The 15,799-nt window shown below is 72.6% G+C and carries 15 protein-coding genes; 12 read left to right on the plus strand and 3 right to left on the minus strand.

All coding sequences use genetic code 11. The features are described from left to right. The first annotated feature begins 50 nt into the window (after positions 1-50). The 4 genes from ACFXOM_RS01980 (at position 51) to ACFXOM_RS01995 (ending at position 4,758) form a co-directional block, all read left to right on the plus strand. Positions 51-488 carry a gamma-glutamylcyclotransferase gene (locus ACFXOM_RS01980; protein WP_018889198.1) on the plus strand — a complete coding sequence of 146 codons (438 nt, stop codon included), beginning with the start codon at positions 51-53 and terminating at the stop codon, positions 486-488. A 128-nt stretch (positions 489-616) separates the two neighbouring features. Next, complete coding sequence (locus ACFXOM_RS01985) at positions 617-1,426, plus strand: purine-nucleoside phosphorylase (protein WP_384933058.1); 810 nt, start codon at positions 617-619, stop codon at positions 1,424-1,426. A gap of 234 nt (positions 1,427-1,660) precedes the next feature. Beyond that, entirely contained in the window at positions 1,661-3,325 is a 1,665-nt protein-coding gene (locus ACFXOM_RS01990) for a phospho-sugar mutase (RefSeq protein ID WP_384933060.1), read from the plus strand. 236 nt (positions 3,326-3,561) lie between these two features. Then, on the plus strand, positions 3,562-4,758 hold the full coding sequence (locus ACFXOM_RS01995; protein ID WP_384933062.1) for a hypothetical protein: 1,197 nt from the start codon (positions 3,562-3,564) through the stop codon (positions 4,756-4,758). Positions 4,759-5,014: 256 nt separating this feature from the next. On the opposite strand, the gene ACFXOM_RS02000 is transcribed toward ACFXOM_RS01995, so the two are convergent. After that, entirely contained in the window at positions 5,015-5,665 is a 651-nt protein-coding gene (locus ACFXOM_RS02000; protein ID WP_384946028.1) for a PH domain-containing protein, read from the minus strand. Positions 5,666-5,864: 199 nt separating this feature from the next. Here ACFXOM_RS02000 and deoC point away from each other — a divergent pair, with 199 nt between their 5' ends. Genes deoC through ACFXOM_RS02015 form a run of 3 tightly spaced genes read left to right on the plus strand, consistent with a single transcriptional unit; the run spans position 5,865 to position 9,162 of the window. Continuing rightward, positions 5,865-6,812, plus strand: a complete 948-nt coding sequence (deoC, locus tag ACFXOM_RS02005) for a deoxyribose-phosphate aldolase (protein ID WP_384933170.1) — start codon at positions 5,865-5,867, stop codon at positions 6,810-6,812. Positions 6,813-6,818: 6 nt separating this feature from the next. Further along, on the plus strand, positions 6,819-8,255 hold the full coding sequence (locus tag ACFXOM_RS02010; RefSeq protein WP_384933068.1) for an aldehyde dehydrogenase family protein: 1,437 nt from the start codon (positions 6,819-6,821) through the stop codon (positions 8,253-8,255). After that, complete coding sequence (locus ACFXOM_RS02015) at positions 8,248-9,162, plus strand: aldehyde dehydrogenase family protein (protein WP_384933070.1); 915 nt, start codon at positions 8,248-8,250, stop codon at positions 9,160-9,162. Before ACFXOM_RS02010 ends, ACFXOM_RS02015 begins: the two co-directional genes overlap by 8 nt. Before the next feature lie 68 nt (positions 9,163-9,230). On the opposite strand, the gene ACFXOM_RS02020 is transcribed toward ACFXOM_RS02015, so the two are convergent. Beyond that, entirely contained in the window at positions 9,231-9,590 is a 360-nt protein-coding gene (locus ACFXOM_RS02020) for a hypothetical protein (RefSeq protein WP_384933073.1), read from the minus strand. A gap of 445 nt (positions 9,591-10,035) precedes the next feature. Here ACFXOM_RS02020 and ACFXOM_RS02025 point away from each other — a divergent pair, with 445 nt between their 5' ends. Further along, a complete protein-coding gene (locus ACFXOM_RS02025; protein ID WP_384933076.1) occupies positions 10,036-10,677 on the plus strand; it encodes a uridine kinase in 642 nt (213 codons plus the stop codon). A 231-nt stretch (positions 10,678-10,908) separates the two neighbouring features. Here the strand turns inward: ACFXOM_RS02025 and ACFXOM_RS02030 are convergent, their stop codons facing one another. Continuing rightward, positions 10,909-11,667, minus strand: a complete 759-nt coding sequence (locus ACFXOM_RS02030) for a SigE family RNA polymerase sigma factor (protein WP_384933078.1) — start codon at positions 11,665-11,667, stop codon at positions 10,909-10,911. Positions 11,668-11,850: 183 nt separating this feature from the next. On the opposite strand from ACFXOM_RS02030, the gene afsQ1 reads away from it, so the two are divergent. From afsQ1 to ACFXOM_RS02050, 4 genes are all read left to right on the plus strand, one after another. Further along, a complete protein-coding gene (gene afsQ1, locus ACFXOM_RS02035) occupies positions 11,851-12,528 on the plus strand; it encodes a two-component system response regulator AfsQ1 (protein WP_351229557.1) in 678 nt (225 codons plus the stop codon). A 100-nt stretch (positions 12,529-12,628) separates the two neighbouring features. Continuing rightward, positions 12,629-14,167, plus strand: coding sequence for an ATP-binding protein (locus ACFXOM_RS02040; RefSeq protein ID WP_384933081.1), 1,539 nt, complete (start codon positions 12,629-12,631; stop codon positions 14,165-14,167). Between the two features lie 92 nt (positions 14,168-14,259). Continuing rightward, positions 14,260-14,856 carry a hypothetical protein gene (locus ACFXOM_RS02045; RefSeq protein ID WP_384933084.1) on the plus strand — a complete coding sequence of 199 codons (597 nt, stop codon included), beginning with the start codon at positions 14,260-14,262 and terminating at the stop codon, positions 14,854-14,856. 344 nt (positions 14,857-15,200) lie between these two features. Next, a complete protein-coding gene (locus ACFXOM_RS02050; RefSeq protein WP_384946033.1) occupies positions 15,201-15,770 on the plus strand; it encodes a VanZ family protein in 570 nt (189 codons plus the stop codon). The last annotated feature ends 29 nt before the right edge of the window (positions 15,771-15,799 follow it).

The following is a 15,799-nucleotide window of genomic DNA, read 5'->3' on the forward strand; positions in this document are numbered from 1 at the left end:
GGACCTCCGGGACGGGCGGCCACCGCTCCCCCTCCCGTACCCTCGATCCCATGTCGCTCTACGCCGCGTACGCCGGCAACCTCGACGCGCGGCTGATGACCCGCCGCGCTCCGCACTCCCCGCTGCGCGGCACGGGCTGGCTCAACGGCTGGCGACTGACGTTCGGCGGCGAGCAGATGGGCTGGGAAGGCGCCCTGGCCACGATCGTGGAAGCCCCGCGCTCCCAGGTCTTCGTCGCCCTGTACGACATCGCCCCGCTGGACGAGGACTCCATGGACCGCTGGGAGGGCGTCGGTCTCGACATCTACCGGCGCATGCGCGTGCGCGTGCACACCCTGGACGGGGAGGAGCCCGCATGGGTGTACGTCCTCAACGGCTACGAGGGCGGGCTGCCCTCCGCGCGTTACCTGGGCGAGATCGCCGATGCGGCCGAGTCCGCGGGGGCGCCGCACGACTACGTGATGGAGCTCCGCAAGCGCCCCTGCTGATGCGGGTGTGACACGGAGCGACCGAAGGACCCCGCTGCGTGCATTGGTGCGTTCCGCCGAAGAATCGGCCGCGCAGTCGTGACCCTCGTCATCTACGCGCGTAGGGATTCTCGGGATACGCTCGTCTCGTGAACGTTTCTGATACCCCGGACCCCCACACCGCTGCGGGTGCCGCCGCCGCGCGCCTGCGCGAACTCACCGGCGCCGAGACCCATGACGTCGCCCTCGTGATGGGCTCGGGCTGGGCACCGGCCGTCGACGCCCTCGGCGCGCCCGAGGCCGAATTCCCGGTCACCGAGCTGCCCGGCTTCCCGCCGCCGGCCGTGGAGGGGCACGGCGGCAAGATCCGCTCGTATCGGATCGGCGACAAGCGCGCACTCGTCTTCCTGGGACGCACCCACTACTACGAGGGCCGCGGTGTCGCGGCCGTGGCGCACGGTGTGCGCACCGCCGTCGCCGCGGGCTGCAAGACGGTCGTGCTGACCAACGGCTGCGGCGGCCTGCGCGAGGGCATGCGCCCCGGCCAGCCGGTCCTCATCAGCGACCACATCAACCTGACCGCGGCCTCCCCCATCGTGGGCGCGAACTTCGTCGACCTGACCGACCTCTACTCACCGCGCCTGCGCGCGCTGTGCAAGGAGGTCGACGGGACGCTGGAAGAGGGCGTGTACGTCCAGTTCCCCGGTCCCCACTACGAGACCCCGGCCGAGATCAACATGGTCCGGGTCATGGGCGGCGACCTGGTCGGCATGTCCACCGTCCTGGAGGCCATCGCGGCCCGCGAGGCCGGCGCCGAAGTCCTCGGCATCTCGCTCGTCACCAACCTGGCGGCGGGCCTGTCGGGCGAGCCGCTCAACCACGAGGAAGTGCTCCAGGCGGGTCGTGACTCCGCCGCCCGGATGGGCGAGCTGCTGACCCGGGTACTGGCCCGGATCTGACGGATCCGCGACGGCGGGGCGACGGCGCCGCGCGGACACGGCGCCCGGGCCGTGACGTCGACCCGACCTACCGGACCCACGCGTACCCCGGGACCGGCCCCTCGGGGCCGTACGCGGGGCTGCCCCGCGCGCTGCCCTCGCGGCGCGTGCGGGAGGCGCGACACCCGACGGGGTAGACGTGAACGGGCGGGCGTGGACACCACCGGCCCCAAGACACCGAGAGAGGCAGACAGCGTGCAGCAGGAGCTGACCGCCCGGGCTCAGGCCTGGCTGGCGGAGGACCCGGACCCCGAGACCCGCGACGAGCTCGCCCGACTCATCGAGGCCGGGGACGCGGAGGAGTTGGCCGCACGGTTCGCTGGGACGCTGCAGTTCGGAACGGCCGGGCTGCGCGGGGAACTCGGCGCCGGGCCGATGCGGATGAACCGGGCCGTGGTGATCCGCGCCGCAGCGGGGCTCGCGGCGTACCTGAAGGCCCAGGGCCACACCGACGGCCTCGTCGTCATCGGCTACGACGCCCGGCACAAGTCCACGGACTTCGCGCGCGACACGGCCGCCGTGATGGTCGGAGCAGGTCTGCGCGCCGCCGTGCTGCCGCGTCCGCTGCCGACGCCCGTCCTGGCGTACGCCATACGGCACCTGGGAGCCGTCGCCGGCGTGGAAGTCACCGCCAGCCACAACCCGCCGCGCGACAACGGATACAAGGTCTACCTCGGTGACGGCTCGCAGATCGTGCCGCCCGCGGACGGTGAGATCGCGGCGCAGATCGAGGCGGTCGGCGGTCTGGACGGCGTGCCGCGCCCCGACGGCGGCTGGGAGACCCTGGGCGACGAGGTGCTGCAGGCGTACCTGGAGCGTACGGACGCGGTCCTGAGTCCCGGCTCGCCGCGCGACGTCCGCGTCGTCTACACGGCGATGCACGGCGTCGGCAAGGACGTGGTGCTGGCGGCCTGGGAGCGCGCCGGATTCCCCGAGCCCGTGCTCGTCGAGGAGCAGGCCGAGCCGGACCCCGAGTTCCCGACGGTCGCCTTCCCCAACCCGGAGGAGCCGGGTGCCATGGACCTGGCCTTCGCCGCGGCCCGCCGGGCCCGTCCGGACATCGTCATCGCGAACGACCCGGATGCCGACCGGTGCGCCGTGGCCGTCCCCGACGGCGCGGTGGACGGCGGCTGGCGGATGCTGCGCGGCGACGAGGTCGGCGCGCTGCTCGCCCAGCACCTGGTCCACAAGGGTGTGTCCCCGCGGGACGAGAACAGCACCTTCGCCGAGTCGATCGTGTCGTCGTCGCTGCTCGGACGGATCGCCGCCGCCGCGGGTCTGCGTCACGAGGAGACCCTCACCGGCTTCAAGTGGATCTCCCGCGCGGAGGGCCTGCGGTACGGGTACGAGGAGGCGCTCGGCTACTGCGTCGACCCCGAGGGCGTGCGCGACAAGGACGGCGTCACTGCCGCTCTGCTCATCGCCGAACTGGCCGCGGAGCTCAAGGCGCACGACCGCACGCTGTCGGACCTGCTGGACGACCTCGCGGTCACGCACGGGCTGCACGCCACCGACCAGCTGTCCGTCCGCGTGGAGGACCTCGGCGTCATCGCGGACGCGATGCGCCGCCTGCGCGAGCAGCCGCCCACCGTGCTGGCCGGGCTGCACGTCACGTCCGCGGAGGACTTGACGAAGGGAAGCGATCAGCTGCCGCCGACCGACGGACTGCGCTACTACCTCAAGGGCGAGTACGCGGCGCGCGTCATCGTGCGTCCGAGCGGCACCGAGCCCAAGCTCAAGTGCTACCTGGAGATCGTGGTGCCGGTCGCCGACGCCGGCGAACTCGCCGGGGCCCGGGCCCGGGCGACCGAGCTCCTCACGGCGGTCAAGCGCGATCTGGCGGCCGCAGCCGGAATCTGACGGCACGGCGGGGCCGCGGGACGGCGGACACGGCGCACGACCGCGAACACGGCGCACGACGCCCGTCGACGCCGCGCCGGAGGGTCACGGCACGGCGCACGACGCCGGACGGCGCCGTCGCCGCCTTCGTACGGGTGGTTCCCGTACGACAGTTGACGCAAGTCCGGGTGCCCGCCGGTGGGGGCGGGCGCGAAGGTGGCCCCGGTAGCGTCCGCCGAGCCACCGGAGCAGCTGCAGTGCCGCCGACCGCAGTCCATCAGCCCACACTCCCCGCCTCCCGGCGGCCCCCGCCACCGGGAGGCGGCGGCGTACCGGCCGCGGACGGCCGGCTGCTCCGGTCGTTCGCCCGCGCGGCCCCGGCGCTGACCGGCTACCTGACGGTCCGGCTGACCGGGCTGCTCGTCCTCGCCCGCTGGGCACACCTGAAGGGGCTCGGGGTGTGGCCGACGCTGGCCACGTCGTGGGACTCCGACTGGTACCTGGGCATCGCGGACCACGGTTACGCACGGGAGCTCGGCACCGCGCTGGACGCGAACAACCTGGCCTTCTTCCCGCTCTACCCGGTACTGGTGAAGGCAGTCGCGGGAGTCACTCCGGGCAGCCGCGCCTCGGTGGCCCTCGTGATCGCCGTGCTGTCGTCGCTGGTCGCCGCGTGGGGGATCTTCGCGGTCGGCGACCGGTTGCACGGGCGGCGCACCGGAACCCTGCTCGCCCTTCTGTGGGGTGCTCTGCCGGTCGCCGTCGTCCAGTGGATGGGCTACACCGAGTCCCTGTTCACAGCGCTCACGGCCTGGGCGCTCTACGCGGCACTCGGCACCTGCTGGCTGTGGGCGGGCGTGCTCAGCGCCCTGGCCGGGCTGACCCGGCCGACGGGTGTCGCCGTCGCGGCGGCCGTGGTGGTGTCCGGGCTCGTGGCACTCGTGCGGGGCCGGAACCTCCGGGCGCTCGCCGGCGTGCTGCTCGCGCCGCTGGGGTGGTGCGGGTACGTGGCGTGGGTGGGACTGAGGCTCGGGCGCTGGGACGGCTACTTCGCGGTGCAGAAGCTGTGGCGCAACACCTGGGACGGCGGGGGCGTCACCCTCTCCGCCGTCCGCGACTACCTCGCCTACGACACCAACCCACAACTGCTGTTGGTGGTGGTGTCCGTCGTACTCGTCGTGTCGGCGGCGCTGTACCTGCTGTGTCTGGTCGACCGGCAGCCCCTGGTGCTTCTCGTCTTCACCGGAGTACTGCTGCTGGTCGTGCTGGGGAGCGGCGGCGTCTACTTCCCGCGCGCCCGATTCCTGCTGCCGGGCTTCCCCCTGCTGCTGCCGGTCGCGGCGGCACTGGCCCGGGCCCGCCGTCCGGTGGCACTGGTGGTGCTGGCCGGGGCGGTACTGTCCTCCTCCTGGTTCGGCGGCTATCTGCTGCTCGTGTGGCGGGGCCCGCCGTGAGCGACGGGCCGCGGGAGGGCGGCCGGAGCACCGTCGCGGTGCGGGAGTTCCCGGCGAACGCCGAGCAACGACCGGTCCTCGGTGTGCCAGCGCGCCGCCCTCCCGAGCCGCTCGGTGTGCCTCACCGGCTGACGGGCCGCACCCGGAGCGGTCACGCGCTCCGCTGATCGGCAGCCGACGGCCCCGCCGGGACGCCGGTAGGCCCGCACCGCCCCGCCGGGGCGGCAGGCTGGAGCCACGCGGCTACAGCGACGGTTCAGGCGACCACGAGCAGCACCACGAAGGCGACGGCGCCGGCGACGGCCGGAGCGATGACCTCGTAGGCCCAGCGCACCCGGGGTTCGCCCTGCGCGTCGGGGCGTGACGTGCCCCGCTCGGCGAGGTCCTGGAGTTCGGCGATGGTGCGGTCGCCGGGTGCGCGGTGGGGTTCGGTGCCCCCGGTCCCGGTGTCCGTCGGGCCCGGTCCGCGCCCACCCCTCGCGGCCTGCTTGCGTGCGGCCTGCTTGCGTGCGGCCTGCTTGCGCTGGCGCAGCGACACGGGCACGGCCCAGATCTGGTACTTCGCGCCTTCCTCGGTGATGACCTCGCTGGAGTACGTGGCGCGCACCAGCGCGACCGACGCCCAGGGGAGCGTGATGGTGCGGAAAGGATTGCGCACCCTGAGCCGGTCGGCATTCGCGTAGACGGCCGGACGGAGGGTGAAGGCGAAGACGAGCGGCACCACGAGGACCAGGCCCGCGAGCCCCAGCCACCGGACGAGCCCCGTCCCCCGGACCACGGCGTCGCCACCGACCCAGAAGACGAAGGCGAGCAGCAGCACACCGGTCACGAGCCCCGCGGGTGACCGGTACACGCGGTCGGCGTAGGTCGGCTCTGCGGGGGGTGGCTGCGGGCTGGGGGTCGTCATGCTGCGATTCTGCCTCACCCGTCGCGGCGGGCGGGATCCGCGTGGACGGCGCCGTCGCGCGCTCGCGGCGCGCGTCCGGGTGTGCCGCGGCCCGGCCGGAGCGGGGGTGCCGACCCGGACCCGGCCCCCGTCCGCTCCCCCATTTCCGGGCCGGGACTGTACACGCCGCTACGCGCGTAGATATGCTGGTCTGGTGACCATGCCCACCATTGCACCTGCATTCGCTGACGTGACCTCGTCCGACAGCGCACTGCGCCGCTTCCTGCACGGGCTGCCCGGTGTCGACGCCGTCGGCCTGGAAGCGCGCGCCGCGTCCCTCGGCACCCGTTCCATCAAGACGACGGCCAAGGCCTACGCCATCGACCTGGCCATCTCGATGATCGACCTGACGACGCTGGAAGGCGCGGACACCCCGGGCAAGGTCCGGGCGCTCGCCGCCAAGGCCGTCAACCCCGACCCGACCGACCGCTCGGCCCCCCGGACGGCCGCCGTCTGCGTCTACCCCGACATGGTGGCCACGGCCAAGGCCGCGCTGAACGGGACGGACGTCAAGGTCGCCTCGGTCGCCACCGCCTTCCCGGCCGGACGCGCCGCCCTCGACGTGAAGCTCGCGGACACCCGTGACGCCGTCGCCGCCGGCGCCGACGAGATCGACATGGTGATCGACCGCGGCGCCTTCCTCTCGGGCAAGTACATGAAGGTCTTCGAGGAGATCCTGGCCGTGAAGGAGGCCTCGGGCGCCGCCCGCCTGAAGGTCATCTTCGAGACCGGCGAGCTCTCCACGTACGACAACATCCGTCGCGCCTCCTGGCTCGGAATGATGGCCGGGGCCGACTTCATCAAGACGTCGACCGGGAAGGTCGCCGTCAACGCCACCCCCGCGAACACCCTGCTCATGCTGGAAGCCGTACGTGACTTCCGGGCGCAGACCGGTGTGCAGGTCGGTGTGAAACCCGCGGGCGGCATTCGCACCAGCAAGGATGCAATCAAGTTCCTGGTCCTGGTCAACGAGACCGCGGGTGAGGACTGGCTGGACAACCACTGGTTCCGCTTCGGCGCCTCCAGCCTGCTCAACGACCTGCTGATGCAGCGCCAGAAGCTGGCGACCGGCCGCTACTCCGGCCCCGACTACGTGACGGTGGACTGAGCGGAGATGACCATGTCCTTTGAATACGCACCCGCACCCGAGTCCCGGTCGATCGTCGACATCGCGCCGTCGTACGGGCTCTTCATCAACGGCGAGTTCACCGACGCCGCCGACGGCAAGGTCTTCAAGACCGTCTCCCCGTCGACCGAGGAAGTGCTCTCCGAGGTCGCCCAGGCGGGCGCCGAAGACGTCGACCGTGCCGTGAAGGCGGCGCGCAAGGCGTTCGAGAAGTGGTCCGCGCTGCCCGGCGCGGAACGCGCCAAGTACCTCTTCCGCATCGCGCGGATCATCCAGGAGCGTGCACGCGAGCTGGCGGTCCTGGAGACGCTCGACAACGGCAAGCCGATCAAGGAGACCCGCGATGCGGACCTCCCGCTGGTCGCGGCGCACTTCTTCTACTACGCGGGATGGGCCGACAAGCTCGACCACGCGGGCTACGGCCCGAATCCGCAGCCGCTCGGCGTCGCCGGCCAGGTGATCCCCTGGAACTTCCCGCTGCTGATGCTCGCGTGGAAGATCGCCCCGGCGCTGGCCACCGGCAACACCGTGGTGCTGAAGCCCGCCGAGACCACTCCGCTGTCGGCGCTGTTCTTCGCGGATATCTGCCGCCAGGCCGGGCTGCCGAAGGGCGTCGTCAACATCCTGCCCGGATACGGGGACGCGGGAGCCGCGCTCGTCGCGCACCCGGACGTCGACAAGGTCGCCTTCACCGGCTCCACCGCGGTCGGCAAGGCCATCGCCCGCGAGGTCGCCGGCACCGACAAGAAGCTCACCCTGGAACTCGGTGGCAAGGGAGCCAACATCGTCTTCGACGACGCTCCCATCGACCAGGCCGTCGAGGGCATCGTCGGCGGCATCTTCTTCAACCAGGGCCAGGTCTGCTGCGCGGGCTCGCGGCTGCTGGTCCAGGAGTCCGTCCAGGACGAGCTGCTGGACTCGCTCAAGCGCCGGCTGTCCACGCTGCGCCTCGGCGACCCGCTGGACAAGAACACCGACATCGGCGCGATCAACTCGGCCGAGCAGCTGGCCCGGATCACCGGGCTCGTCGAGACCGGTGAGGCCGAGGGCGCCGATCGTTGGTCCGCCCCGTGCGAACTTCCCTCCTCCGGCTACTGGTTCGCCCCGACGCTGTTCACCAACGTCACGCAGGCGCACACCATCGCCCGCGACGAGATCTTCGGCCCGGTGCTGTCGGTGCTGACCTTCCGCACCCCCGACGAGGCCGTCGCCAAGGCCAACAACACCCAGTACGGACTCTCGGCGGGCATCTGGACGGAGAAGGGCTCCCGCATCCTCGCCGTCGCGAACAAGCTCCGTGCCGGTGTGGTCTGGGCCAACACCTTCAACAAGTTCGACCCGACCTCGCCGTTCGGCGGCTACAAGGAGTCGGGCTTCGGCCGCGAGGGCGGCCGCCACGGTCTGGAGGCCTACCTCGATGTCTGATGTTTCGCGCCTCAGTGTCTTCAAGACCTACAAGCTGTTCGTCGGGGGCAAGTTCCCCCGCAGCGAGAGCGGACGGGTGTACGAGGTGACCGCTGCAACATCGGCCGCTGACGCGACCGGCAACGGCAAGTGGCTGGCCAACGCCCCGCTGTCGTCCCGCAAGGACGCCCGTGATGCGGTCGTCGCGGCGCGCAAGGCGTTCGGCGGCTGGTCTGGCGCGACCGCCTACAACCGCGGCCAGATCCTCTACCGCATCGCCGAGATGCTGGAGGGCCGCAGGGAGCAGTTCGTCCGGGAGGTGGCCGACGCCGAAGCCCTGTCGAAGTCCAAGGCGGCGGCGGTCGTGGACGCCGCGATCGACCGCTGGGTCTGGTACGCGGGCTGGACGGACAAGATCGGCCAGGTCGTGGGCGGGGCCAACCCGGTCGCGGGCCCGTATCTCAACCTGTCCACCCCGGAGCCGACCGGTGTGGTGGCGGTCCTGGCCCCGCAGGAGTCCTCGTTCCTCGGTCTGGTCTCGGTGGTCGCCCCGGCCATCGCCACCGGGAACACCGTCGTCGTGGTCGCCTCCGAGAAGGCCCCGCTCCCCGCACTTTCCCTGGGCGAAGTGCTGGCCACGTCCGACCTCCCCGGCGGCGTCGTCAACGTCCTCTCCGGTCGCACCGCGGAGATCGCGACCCCGCTGGCCGCACACCAGGACGTCAACGCCATCGATCTGACCGGCGCGGACGAGCAGCTCGCCGCGGAACTGGAGGTCGCGGCAGCGGACAACCTCAAGCGGGTGCTGCGCCCGCGCACCGGGGACTGGTCCGCGGACCCGGGCACTCACCGGCTGACCGCGTTCCTGGAGACCAAGACCGTCTGGCACCCGACGGGTTCGCTGGGCGCGTCCGGCTCGGCCTACTGAGCCGGCCGGCGCGACGCAGCCTACGGGCCCGCAGGAACACCCTGCGGGCCCGTAGGCGGTTTCCGGGCTCAGCCCGGGGTGACACCCCCCAGCAGCGGGCCGGCGACCGGGACGTCCGACGTGGTCCCCAGGGAACCGGTGACCGAACGGGTCTCGACCGGCTTGAAGTCGGCGACCTGCGTGCCGACGCCGTTGTCGAGCGGGTCCACACCGGTGTGCGCGAGCGGGTTCACCGGAACGTGCCCGGTCGCGTGCCCGACGCCGGACTGCACGCCCTGCACCGCTGCCGGCGGTTCGAGGTCGCCCACCTGGGCCGCCTGGGACGCTCCGGCGCCGGCGGCGATCGCCGCACCCGCCGCCGTGACGGTGAGTCCGGCCGACCGCAGCAGTGAGCGGCGCGGGGCCTTGGGAGCCTTGTGACGTGCCATGAGTTCTCCTTCGGAAGGACCACCGGCCTTGCCGGTGGGGGGAATCGAGGGCCCTTTCTGGGCGGCCCGCCGTCGTTCGGAGTGCCGCCTCACACGTGCCGGTGAGGTCCGCTGGACCGGGGCCGTGTGCGCACGGTGTGGACGCGTACGCCGCGCGGCGGGGATCGGGAAGGTCCGCCGGCCCCCGGCGATGCGTACGCCCCCGGTCTGCTCGTGCGCGGCGTCCGGAGCACCGCCGTCGGGTACCGGCCGCCGGACCGACCCGGCACGGCCCGGCACAGCCATCGGCGAGGAGGGCCCGCGGCGTCGGCCGTGGATGGAGTCAAGAGATTCCCGCCTGGAGTAGTGACCGGACGGGCACGCAGCGTATTGCCCGTGTGATCCGCACACCAAGTAGACCCCTCGGGGGTCCCCTGCACGGGTCAATGCCTCACACTGGTGTTCCGTGAGTTCCCATCCCCTGCCGACGCGCGTCGTGCTGCTCGCCGGGCCTTCCGGCTCAGGTAAGTCGTCCCTCGCCGCCCGCTCCGGTCTCCCGGTGCTGCGCCTCGACGACTTCTACAAGGAGGGTGACGACCCCTCCCTCCCGCTGGTCGCCGGCGGCACGGACATCGACTGGGACTCGCCCGAGTCCTGGGACGCCGACGCGGCGGTCCAGGCGGTGCTCGACCTGTGCCGCACGGGGCGGACGGTCGTCCCCGTGTACGACATCGCCACGAGTTCCCGCTCCGGCCGGGAAGACCTCGACATCGAGCGCACCCCGCTCTTCGTGGCCGAGGGCATCTTCGCTGCGGACATCGTCCGCCGCTGCCAGGAACTCGGCGTCCTCGCCGACGCCTTGTGCCTGCGTGGTCGCCCCTCCACCACCTTCCGCCGCCGGCTCCTCCGCGACCTGCGCGAGGGCCGCAAGTCGGTCGCCTTCCTGCTGCGCCGCGGCTGGCGCCTGATGCGCGCGGAACGCGGCATCGTGGCGCGCCAGTCCGCGCTCGGCGCCCACCCCTGCGGCAAGGAGGAGGCCCTGGGCCGACTGGCTGCCGCAGCGGCCGGGCGTTGCCGCCGTACGCCGGTGACGAGCGACGCGTCCTGACGGCTCTCCCTGCGGCGGCGCCGAGCCCGGGCGCCGCCGCCCGCCGTCTCGCCCCGGCCGGACGGCCCGACGCACGCACGAAACGCGAAGCGGGGCCGGACAGTCCCCCCCGGTCCCGTCCGACCCCGCTTCGTCACCCCGGTGGTCCCCCGTGGACCCCCCGTCCCCCCGGGCCTCTCGTTCCCCCGTGGTCCCCGATCCCCCGCTCTTCCCCCGCGCCCCCCGGCGCCCTCAGGCCACCAGCTCGCCGAAGGACTCTTCCTCGTCACGGCCGAAGCTCAGGACCTCGTCCTCGCGCAGCCGGCGGAGCGACCGCCAGATGCTCGACTTCACCGTGCCGACACTGATGTCGAGGATGTCCGCGATCTCCGGGTCGGTGCGGCCCTCGTAGTAGCGCAGCACGAGCATGGTGCGCTGTTGTTCCGGCAGCCGGGCGAGGGCCTGCCAGAGCACGGCCCGCAGCTCCGTGCCCCGCATCGCGTCCGTGTCGCCCGCCGTCTCCGGGAGCTCCTCGGTCGGGTACTCGTCGATCTTGCGCCGGCGCCACGCGCTGATGTGCAGGTTCGTCATGGTGCGGCGCAGGTAGCCGCCGACGGCGGCCTTGTCGCTGATCCGGTCCCAGGCCCGGTAGGTCGAGAACAGTGCGCTCTGCAGCAGGTCCTCGGCCTCGAACCGGTCACCGGTCAGGTGGTAGGCCGTGGCGTACAGCGAGGCGCGGCGCTCCTGGACGTAGGCGGTGAACTCCGCCTCGGTCAGGGGGCTCCGCTCTCCCGTGGCCTCCCCGTACGCGCTTCCCCCGCGACCCCCCTCGGCCTTGGCGTCAACGACCGTCATGAACGGCTTGTAGCCCTGCTCCGACGGCTTGGGCTGACGCCCGGCGCCGCGAACGCACCCCCGCCCGTTCACGGCGCCGGACTTCTCGGTGTTCCGCACGACGTCGTGGAGACGCGTGACGACTGCGCTGGAGGTGGTGCTGTGCAGTGCGTTCATCTCGCGCCCCCCGTCGATCGGCGTATGGCTTCTGTTCGTGTGGAAAAGATGCTGCCCGGGGACCTTCACGCCGCTGTCCGCCGACTGTCACAGGCCTGTCACAGGGCCCCGCCGGTGCCCGCGGAACGCCCGGAGCGCTTCGACGGTCGATCTCTCCCGGCACGATGCGCCAGAATGGCCCCCGTGCCTTTCCTGTTGCTGATCGAGGACGATGACGCCATCCGCACGGCCCTCGAACTCTCGCTGTCACGCCAGGGCCACCGGGTGGCCACCGCGGCGACGGGCGAGGACGGCCTGAAACTGCTGCGCGAGCAGCGGCCGGACCTGATCGTGCTGGATGTGATGCTGCCCGGCATCGACGGTTTCGAGGTGTGCCGCCGGATCAGGCGCACCGACCAGCTGCCGATCATCCTGCTGACCGCACGTAGCGATGACATCGACGTCGTGGTGGGTCTGGAGTCGGGTGCCGACGACTACGTGGTCAAGCCGGTGCAGGGTCGGGTGCTGGACGCCCGGATCCGCGCGGTGCTGCGCCGCGGCGAGCGGGAGTCGACGGACTCGGCGACGTTCGGCTCGCTGGTCATCGACCGCTCCGCGATGACGGTCACCAAGAACGGCGAGGACCTGCAGCTGACGCCGACCGAGCTGCGCCTCCTGCTGGAGCTGAGCCGGCGTCCGGGGCAGGCCCTGTCGCGCCAACAGTTGCTCCGGCTGGTGTGGGAGCACGACTACCTGGGCGATTCCCGCCTGGTTGACGCCTGTGTGCAGCGTTTGCGGGCGAAGGTGGAGGACGTACCGTCCTCGCCCACCCTGATCCGCACCGTCCGGGGCGTGGGATACCGACTGGACGCACCGCAGTGAGCGGCGCAGCCGCGGCCACCCGGCCGGGGCACGCCGCTCACGCCGTACCCCGGCGCCGTACCGGCCGCCCCCTCGGCGGGGAAACGAGAAGAAGAGCACAGTGACGGAAGCGCTCAAGAAGGGTGCCGCGAAGCGCGCGATACTCGCGGGACTCGGCTGGACCAGCCTGCGGCTGCGGCTCGTCGTCGTGTTCGGCATGGTCGCGCTGACGGCGGCGGTGTCCGCATCGGGGATCGCCTACTGGCTGAACCGCGAAGCCGTGCTGACGCGCACCCAGGACTCGGCACTGAACGACTTCCGGCAGGAGATGCAGAACCGTGCCGCGTCGCTGCCCGCGCGGCCGACGGAGAGCGAACTCCAGACGGCCGCCGAGCAGATGGCGAGCGGCAACGCGGGCTACAGCGTGCTCCTGCTCGGGGAACGAGCGGCGGGCAAGCCGATCGTCGGGGCGTCCAACCCCGACGTCTTCACGCTCGACGACGTGCCGCGCGAGCTGCGGGACGCCGTGAACGACAAGCAGCACCTGTTCTGGGTGCGCACCAAGCACGGCAACACGCCCTACCTCGTGGGGGGTACGCAGATCTCGGGCGGCGGGCCGACGGGCTACCTGCTCAAGTCCCTCGACCAGGAGCGGCAGGACCTGAACTCGCTCGCCTGGTCGCTGGGCATCGCCACCGGCCTGGCCCTGCTGGGCTCGGCGCTGCTCGCCCAGGCGGCCGCGACGACCGTGCTCAAGCCGGTGCAGCGCCTCGGCCAAGCGGCCAGGCAGCTCGGCGAGGGGAAGCTGGACACCCGGCTGCAGGTGTCGGGCACGGACGAACTGGCGGACCTCTCGCGAACCTTCAACAAGGCGGCGGAGTCGCTGGAGAAGAAGGTCGCGGACATGAGCGCCCGCGAGGAGTCCAGCCGCCGCTTCGTCGCCGACATGTCGCACGAACTGCGGACCCCGTTGACCGCACTGACCGCCGTGACCGAGGTGCTGGAGGACGAGCAGGAGAGCCTGGACCCGATGATCGCACCCGCCGTCGCCCTGGTGGTGAGCGAGACCCGGCGCCTCAACGACCTGGTGGAGAACCTGATGGAGGTGACCCGTTTCGATGCGGGCACCGCCCGTCTCGTGCTCGACGACGTCGACGTGGCCGACCAGGTCACCGCCTGCATCGACGCCCGGGCCTGGCTGGACGCGGTGGAACTCGACGCCGAGCGCGGCATCATGGCCCGCCTGGATCCCCGTCGCCTCGACGTCATCCTTGCGAACCTGATCGGGAACGCGCTGAAGCACGGCGGCTCGCCGGTGCGGGTGGCGGTGCGGCCGGAGGGCGAAGAACTGGTCATCGAGGTGCGGGACCACGGCCCCGGCATCCCCGAGGAGGTGCTGCCGCACGTCTTCGACCGGTTCTACAAGGCGAGTGCCTCCCGGCCGCGCTCGGAGGGCAGCGGCCTCGGACTGTCCATCGCCATGGAGAACGCACTGATCCACGGCGGCGGCATCTCCGCGGCGAACACGACGGACGGCGACGGCGGTGCGGTGTTCGTGTTGCGGCTGCCCCGCGACGCATCGGGCATCGCGGCGGACGCCCGCTCCCGCACCGGCCGGGAGCGGGACGGCGCACGGGGAGAAGCGGGAGACGCGCAGTGACCGTACGGAAGGTGCCGGCCCGCCTCGGGTTCCGTTGCGCGGCAGGTGGCCCGGGAAGGGCCGGGGGTCCGTTCGCGACGGGGGCCCGCCGCGTGGCCGCGGCGCTCCTCGGCGCCCTCGTGGCCGCGGCCGCCGCGACCGGCTGCGGGATCAGGACGACCACGGTGCCGGTCGACGCGGGGCCCGCGCCGTCACGGGTGCCGTGCACGCTGTCCGGCAAGCAGACCACCGGCCAGGCGCAGCAGCCCCAAGTGCCGGTTCAGGTCTACCTGGTGTGCGCCTCGGCCCTGGAGGCGGTGGACCGCACCGTTCCGCTCGACGAGGGAAAGACCGGCGACCGGGTCCGGATCGCGAAGGTGCTCCTGGCGGAGTTGTCGCAGCAGCCGTCGGACACCGAGCGGGAGGCGGGGTTCGCGACCCGCGTACGGGCCCCGCTGACCGTCTCGGCCGCGCGGGAGGGTGACCCCCTGGGCACGCTGCGGCTGAGCCGCCAGCCCGAGGACCTGCCGGCGGCCGCACTGGCGCAGATCGTGTGCACCTTCGCGGAGAGCGGGGCCGCGGTCGACGGCGGCACGGTGGTCCTGGGCGGGCCCGGGAAGTACGCACCCCGCGCTTACCGCTGCACGACGACGGTCAAGCAGCGTCCTGACGCGGTGCTGCCCACGGCCGGATCGACGCCGTCCTCCTGAGCGCCCTGCGCCGGCGGGCGGGGCGCGGTCGCGTGCCGGGGCGAGCCGGGGCGGGCTGGCGCACCGGGACCAGGGCGGCTCCCTGCCGGACGGCGGCAACCGGCAGGCAGATGTCTTCCGGCACCGAGGTGCCCGCTCCTGCTCCGGGGTGTCCGCGGCGGGTTCGTCCCGGATCCGCCCTGAAGGGCCGTCACACCGGGGGCGGCGTCGCCCCCGAGGCGTGCCCCGCATCGCCCCGACGGGCCTCTCCCCAGGCTCGGCGCGCGCCTTCCGGATCACGTCGTTCCCGAGGTCCGCGTGCGTCCGGCGGAACCGATCCCGCCGGTCGCCGCGTCTTGGGGGGCGTGCAGCGTCAAGGTTCGGGCGGCAGTGCCGCCATCCGCTTCCGCGCGGCGGGGGTCGTCCTCCTGCTCGCGCATCTGGCACTCGTGGCGTGGCTGACGCTCAGGCCACGGGACGTGCTGTGGGTGAACGCGGCGAACCTCGAACCGCTGGCCGGCATCAAGGCGGACCTGGCGCTCGGCCCGGTGCAGGCGGCCCGGCGGATCGGCGAGGGCCTGCTTCTGTTGGCCCCCCTCGGCATACTGCTCCCCATGGCCGGTGGGCGGCTCGCCGTCTCGCCGTGGGCGTCGCTGGTGCGTACGGTCGGTGCGGGCGCCATGATCTCGCTCGGCATCGAACTGTTGCAGACCGGCGTGCCGGGACGGGTCGTCGACGTGGACTCGCTGTTGCTGAACACGATGGGCGTGGCGCTGGCCCACCTCCTGGTGGTCCCGGCGGGTCGTGCGCGGCTGCGACGGCGCAGGCGAACCCGTTCGGCGCCCCGTCCCGGGAAGGAGCGCGGCCCCCTGCTGCGGGAGGACGTCCCTCAGGGGCCCACCCCGACGATTCCCAGGGTCGGGATCGCCCCGTAGAGCGACGCTTCGCCCACCGTTTCCGAGGG

It is taken from the genome of Streptomyces sp. NPDC059169 (assembly GCF_042755225.1).
In the GTDB taxonomy this organism is placed as follows: Bacteria; Actinomycetota; Actinomycetes; order Streptomycetales; family Streptomycetaceae; genus Streptomyces.

Excerpts from the sequence above, each read along its gene's own strand:
- ACFXOM_RS01980 (WP_018889198.1), top strand. The coding sequence starts at position 51 with ATGTCGCTCTACGCCGCGTACGCCGGCAACCTCGACGCGCGGCTGATG.
- ACFXOM_RS02000 (WP_384946028.1), bottom strand. The coding sequence starts at position 5,665 with ATGACGACCCCCAGCCCGCAGCCACCCCCCGCAGAGCCGACCTACGCC.
- deoC (WP_384933170.1), top strand. The coding sequence starts at position 5,865 with ATGCCCACCATTGCACCTGCATTCGCTGACGTGACCTCGTCCGACAGC.
- ACFXOM_RS02010 (WP_384933068.1), top strand. The coding sequence starts at position 6,819 with ATGACCATGTCCTTTGAATACGCACCCGCACCCGAGTCCCGGTCGATC.
- ACFXOM_RS02015 (WP_384933070.1), top strand. The coding sequence starts at position 8,248 with ATGTCTGATGTTTCGCGCCTCAGTGTCTTCAAGACCTACAAGCTGTTC.
- ACFXOM_RS02020 (WP_384933073.1), bottom strand. The coding sequence starts at position 9,590 with ATGGCACGTCACAAGGCTCCCAAGGCCCCGCGCCGCTCACTGCTGCGG.
- ACFXOM_RS02030 (WP_384933078.1), bottom strand. The coding sequence starts at position 11,667 with ATGAACGCACTGCACAGCACCACCTCCAGCGCAGTCGTCACGCGTCTC.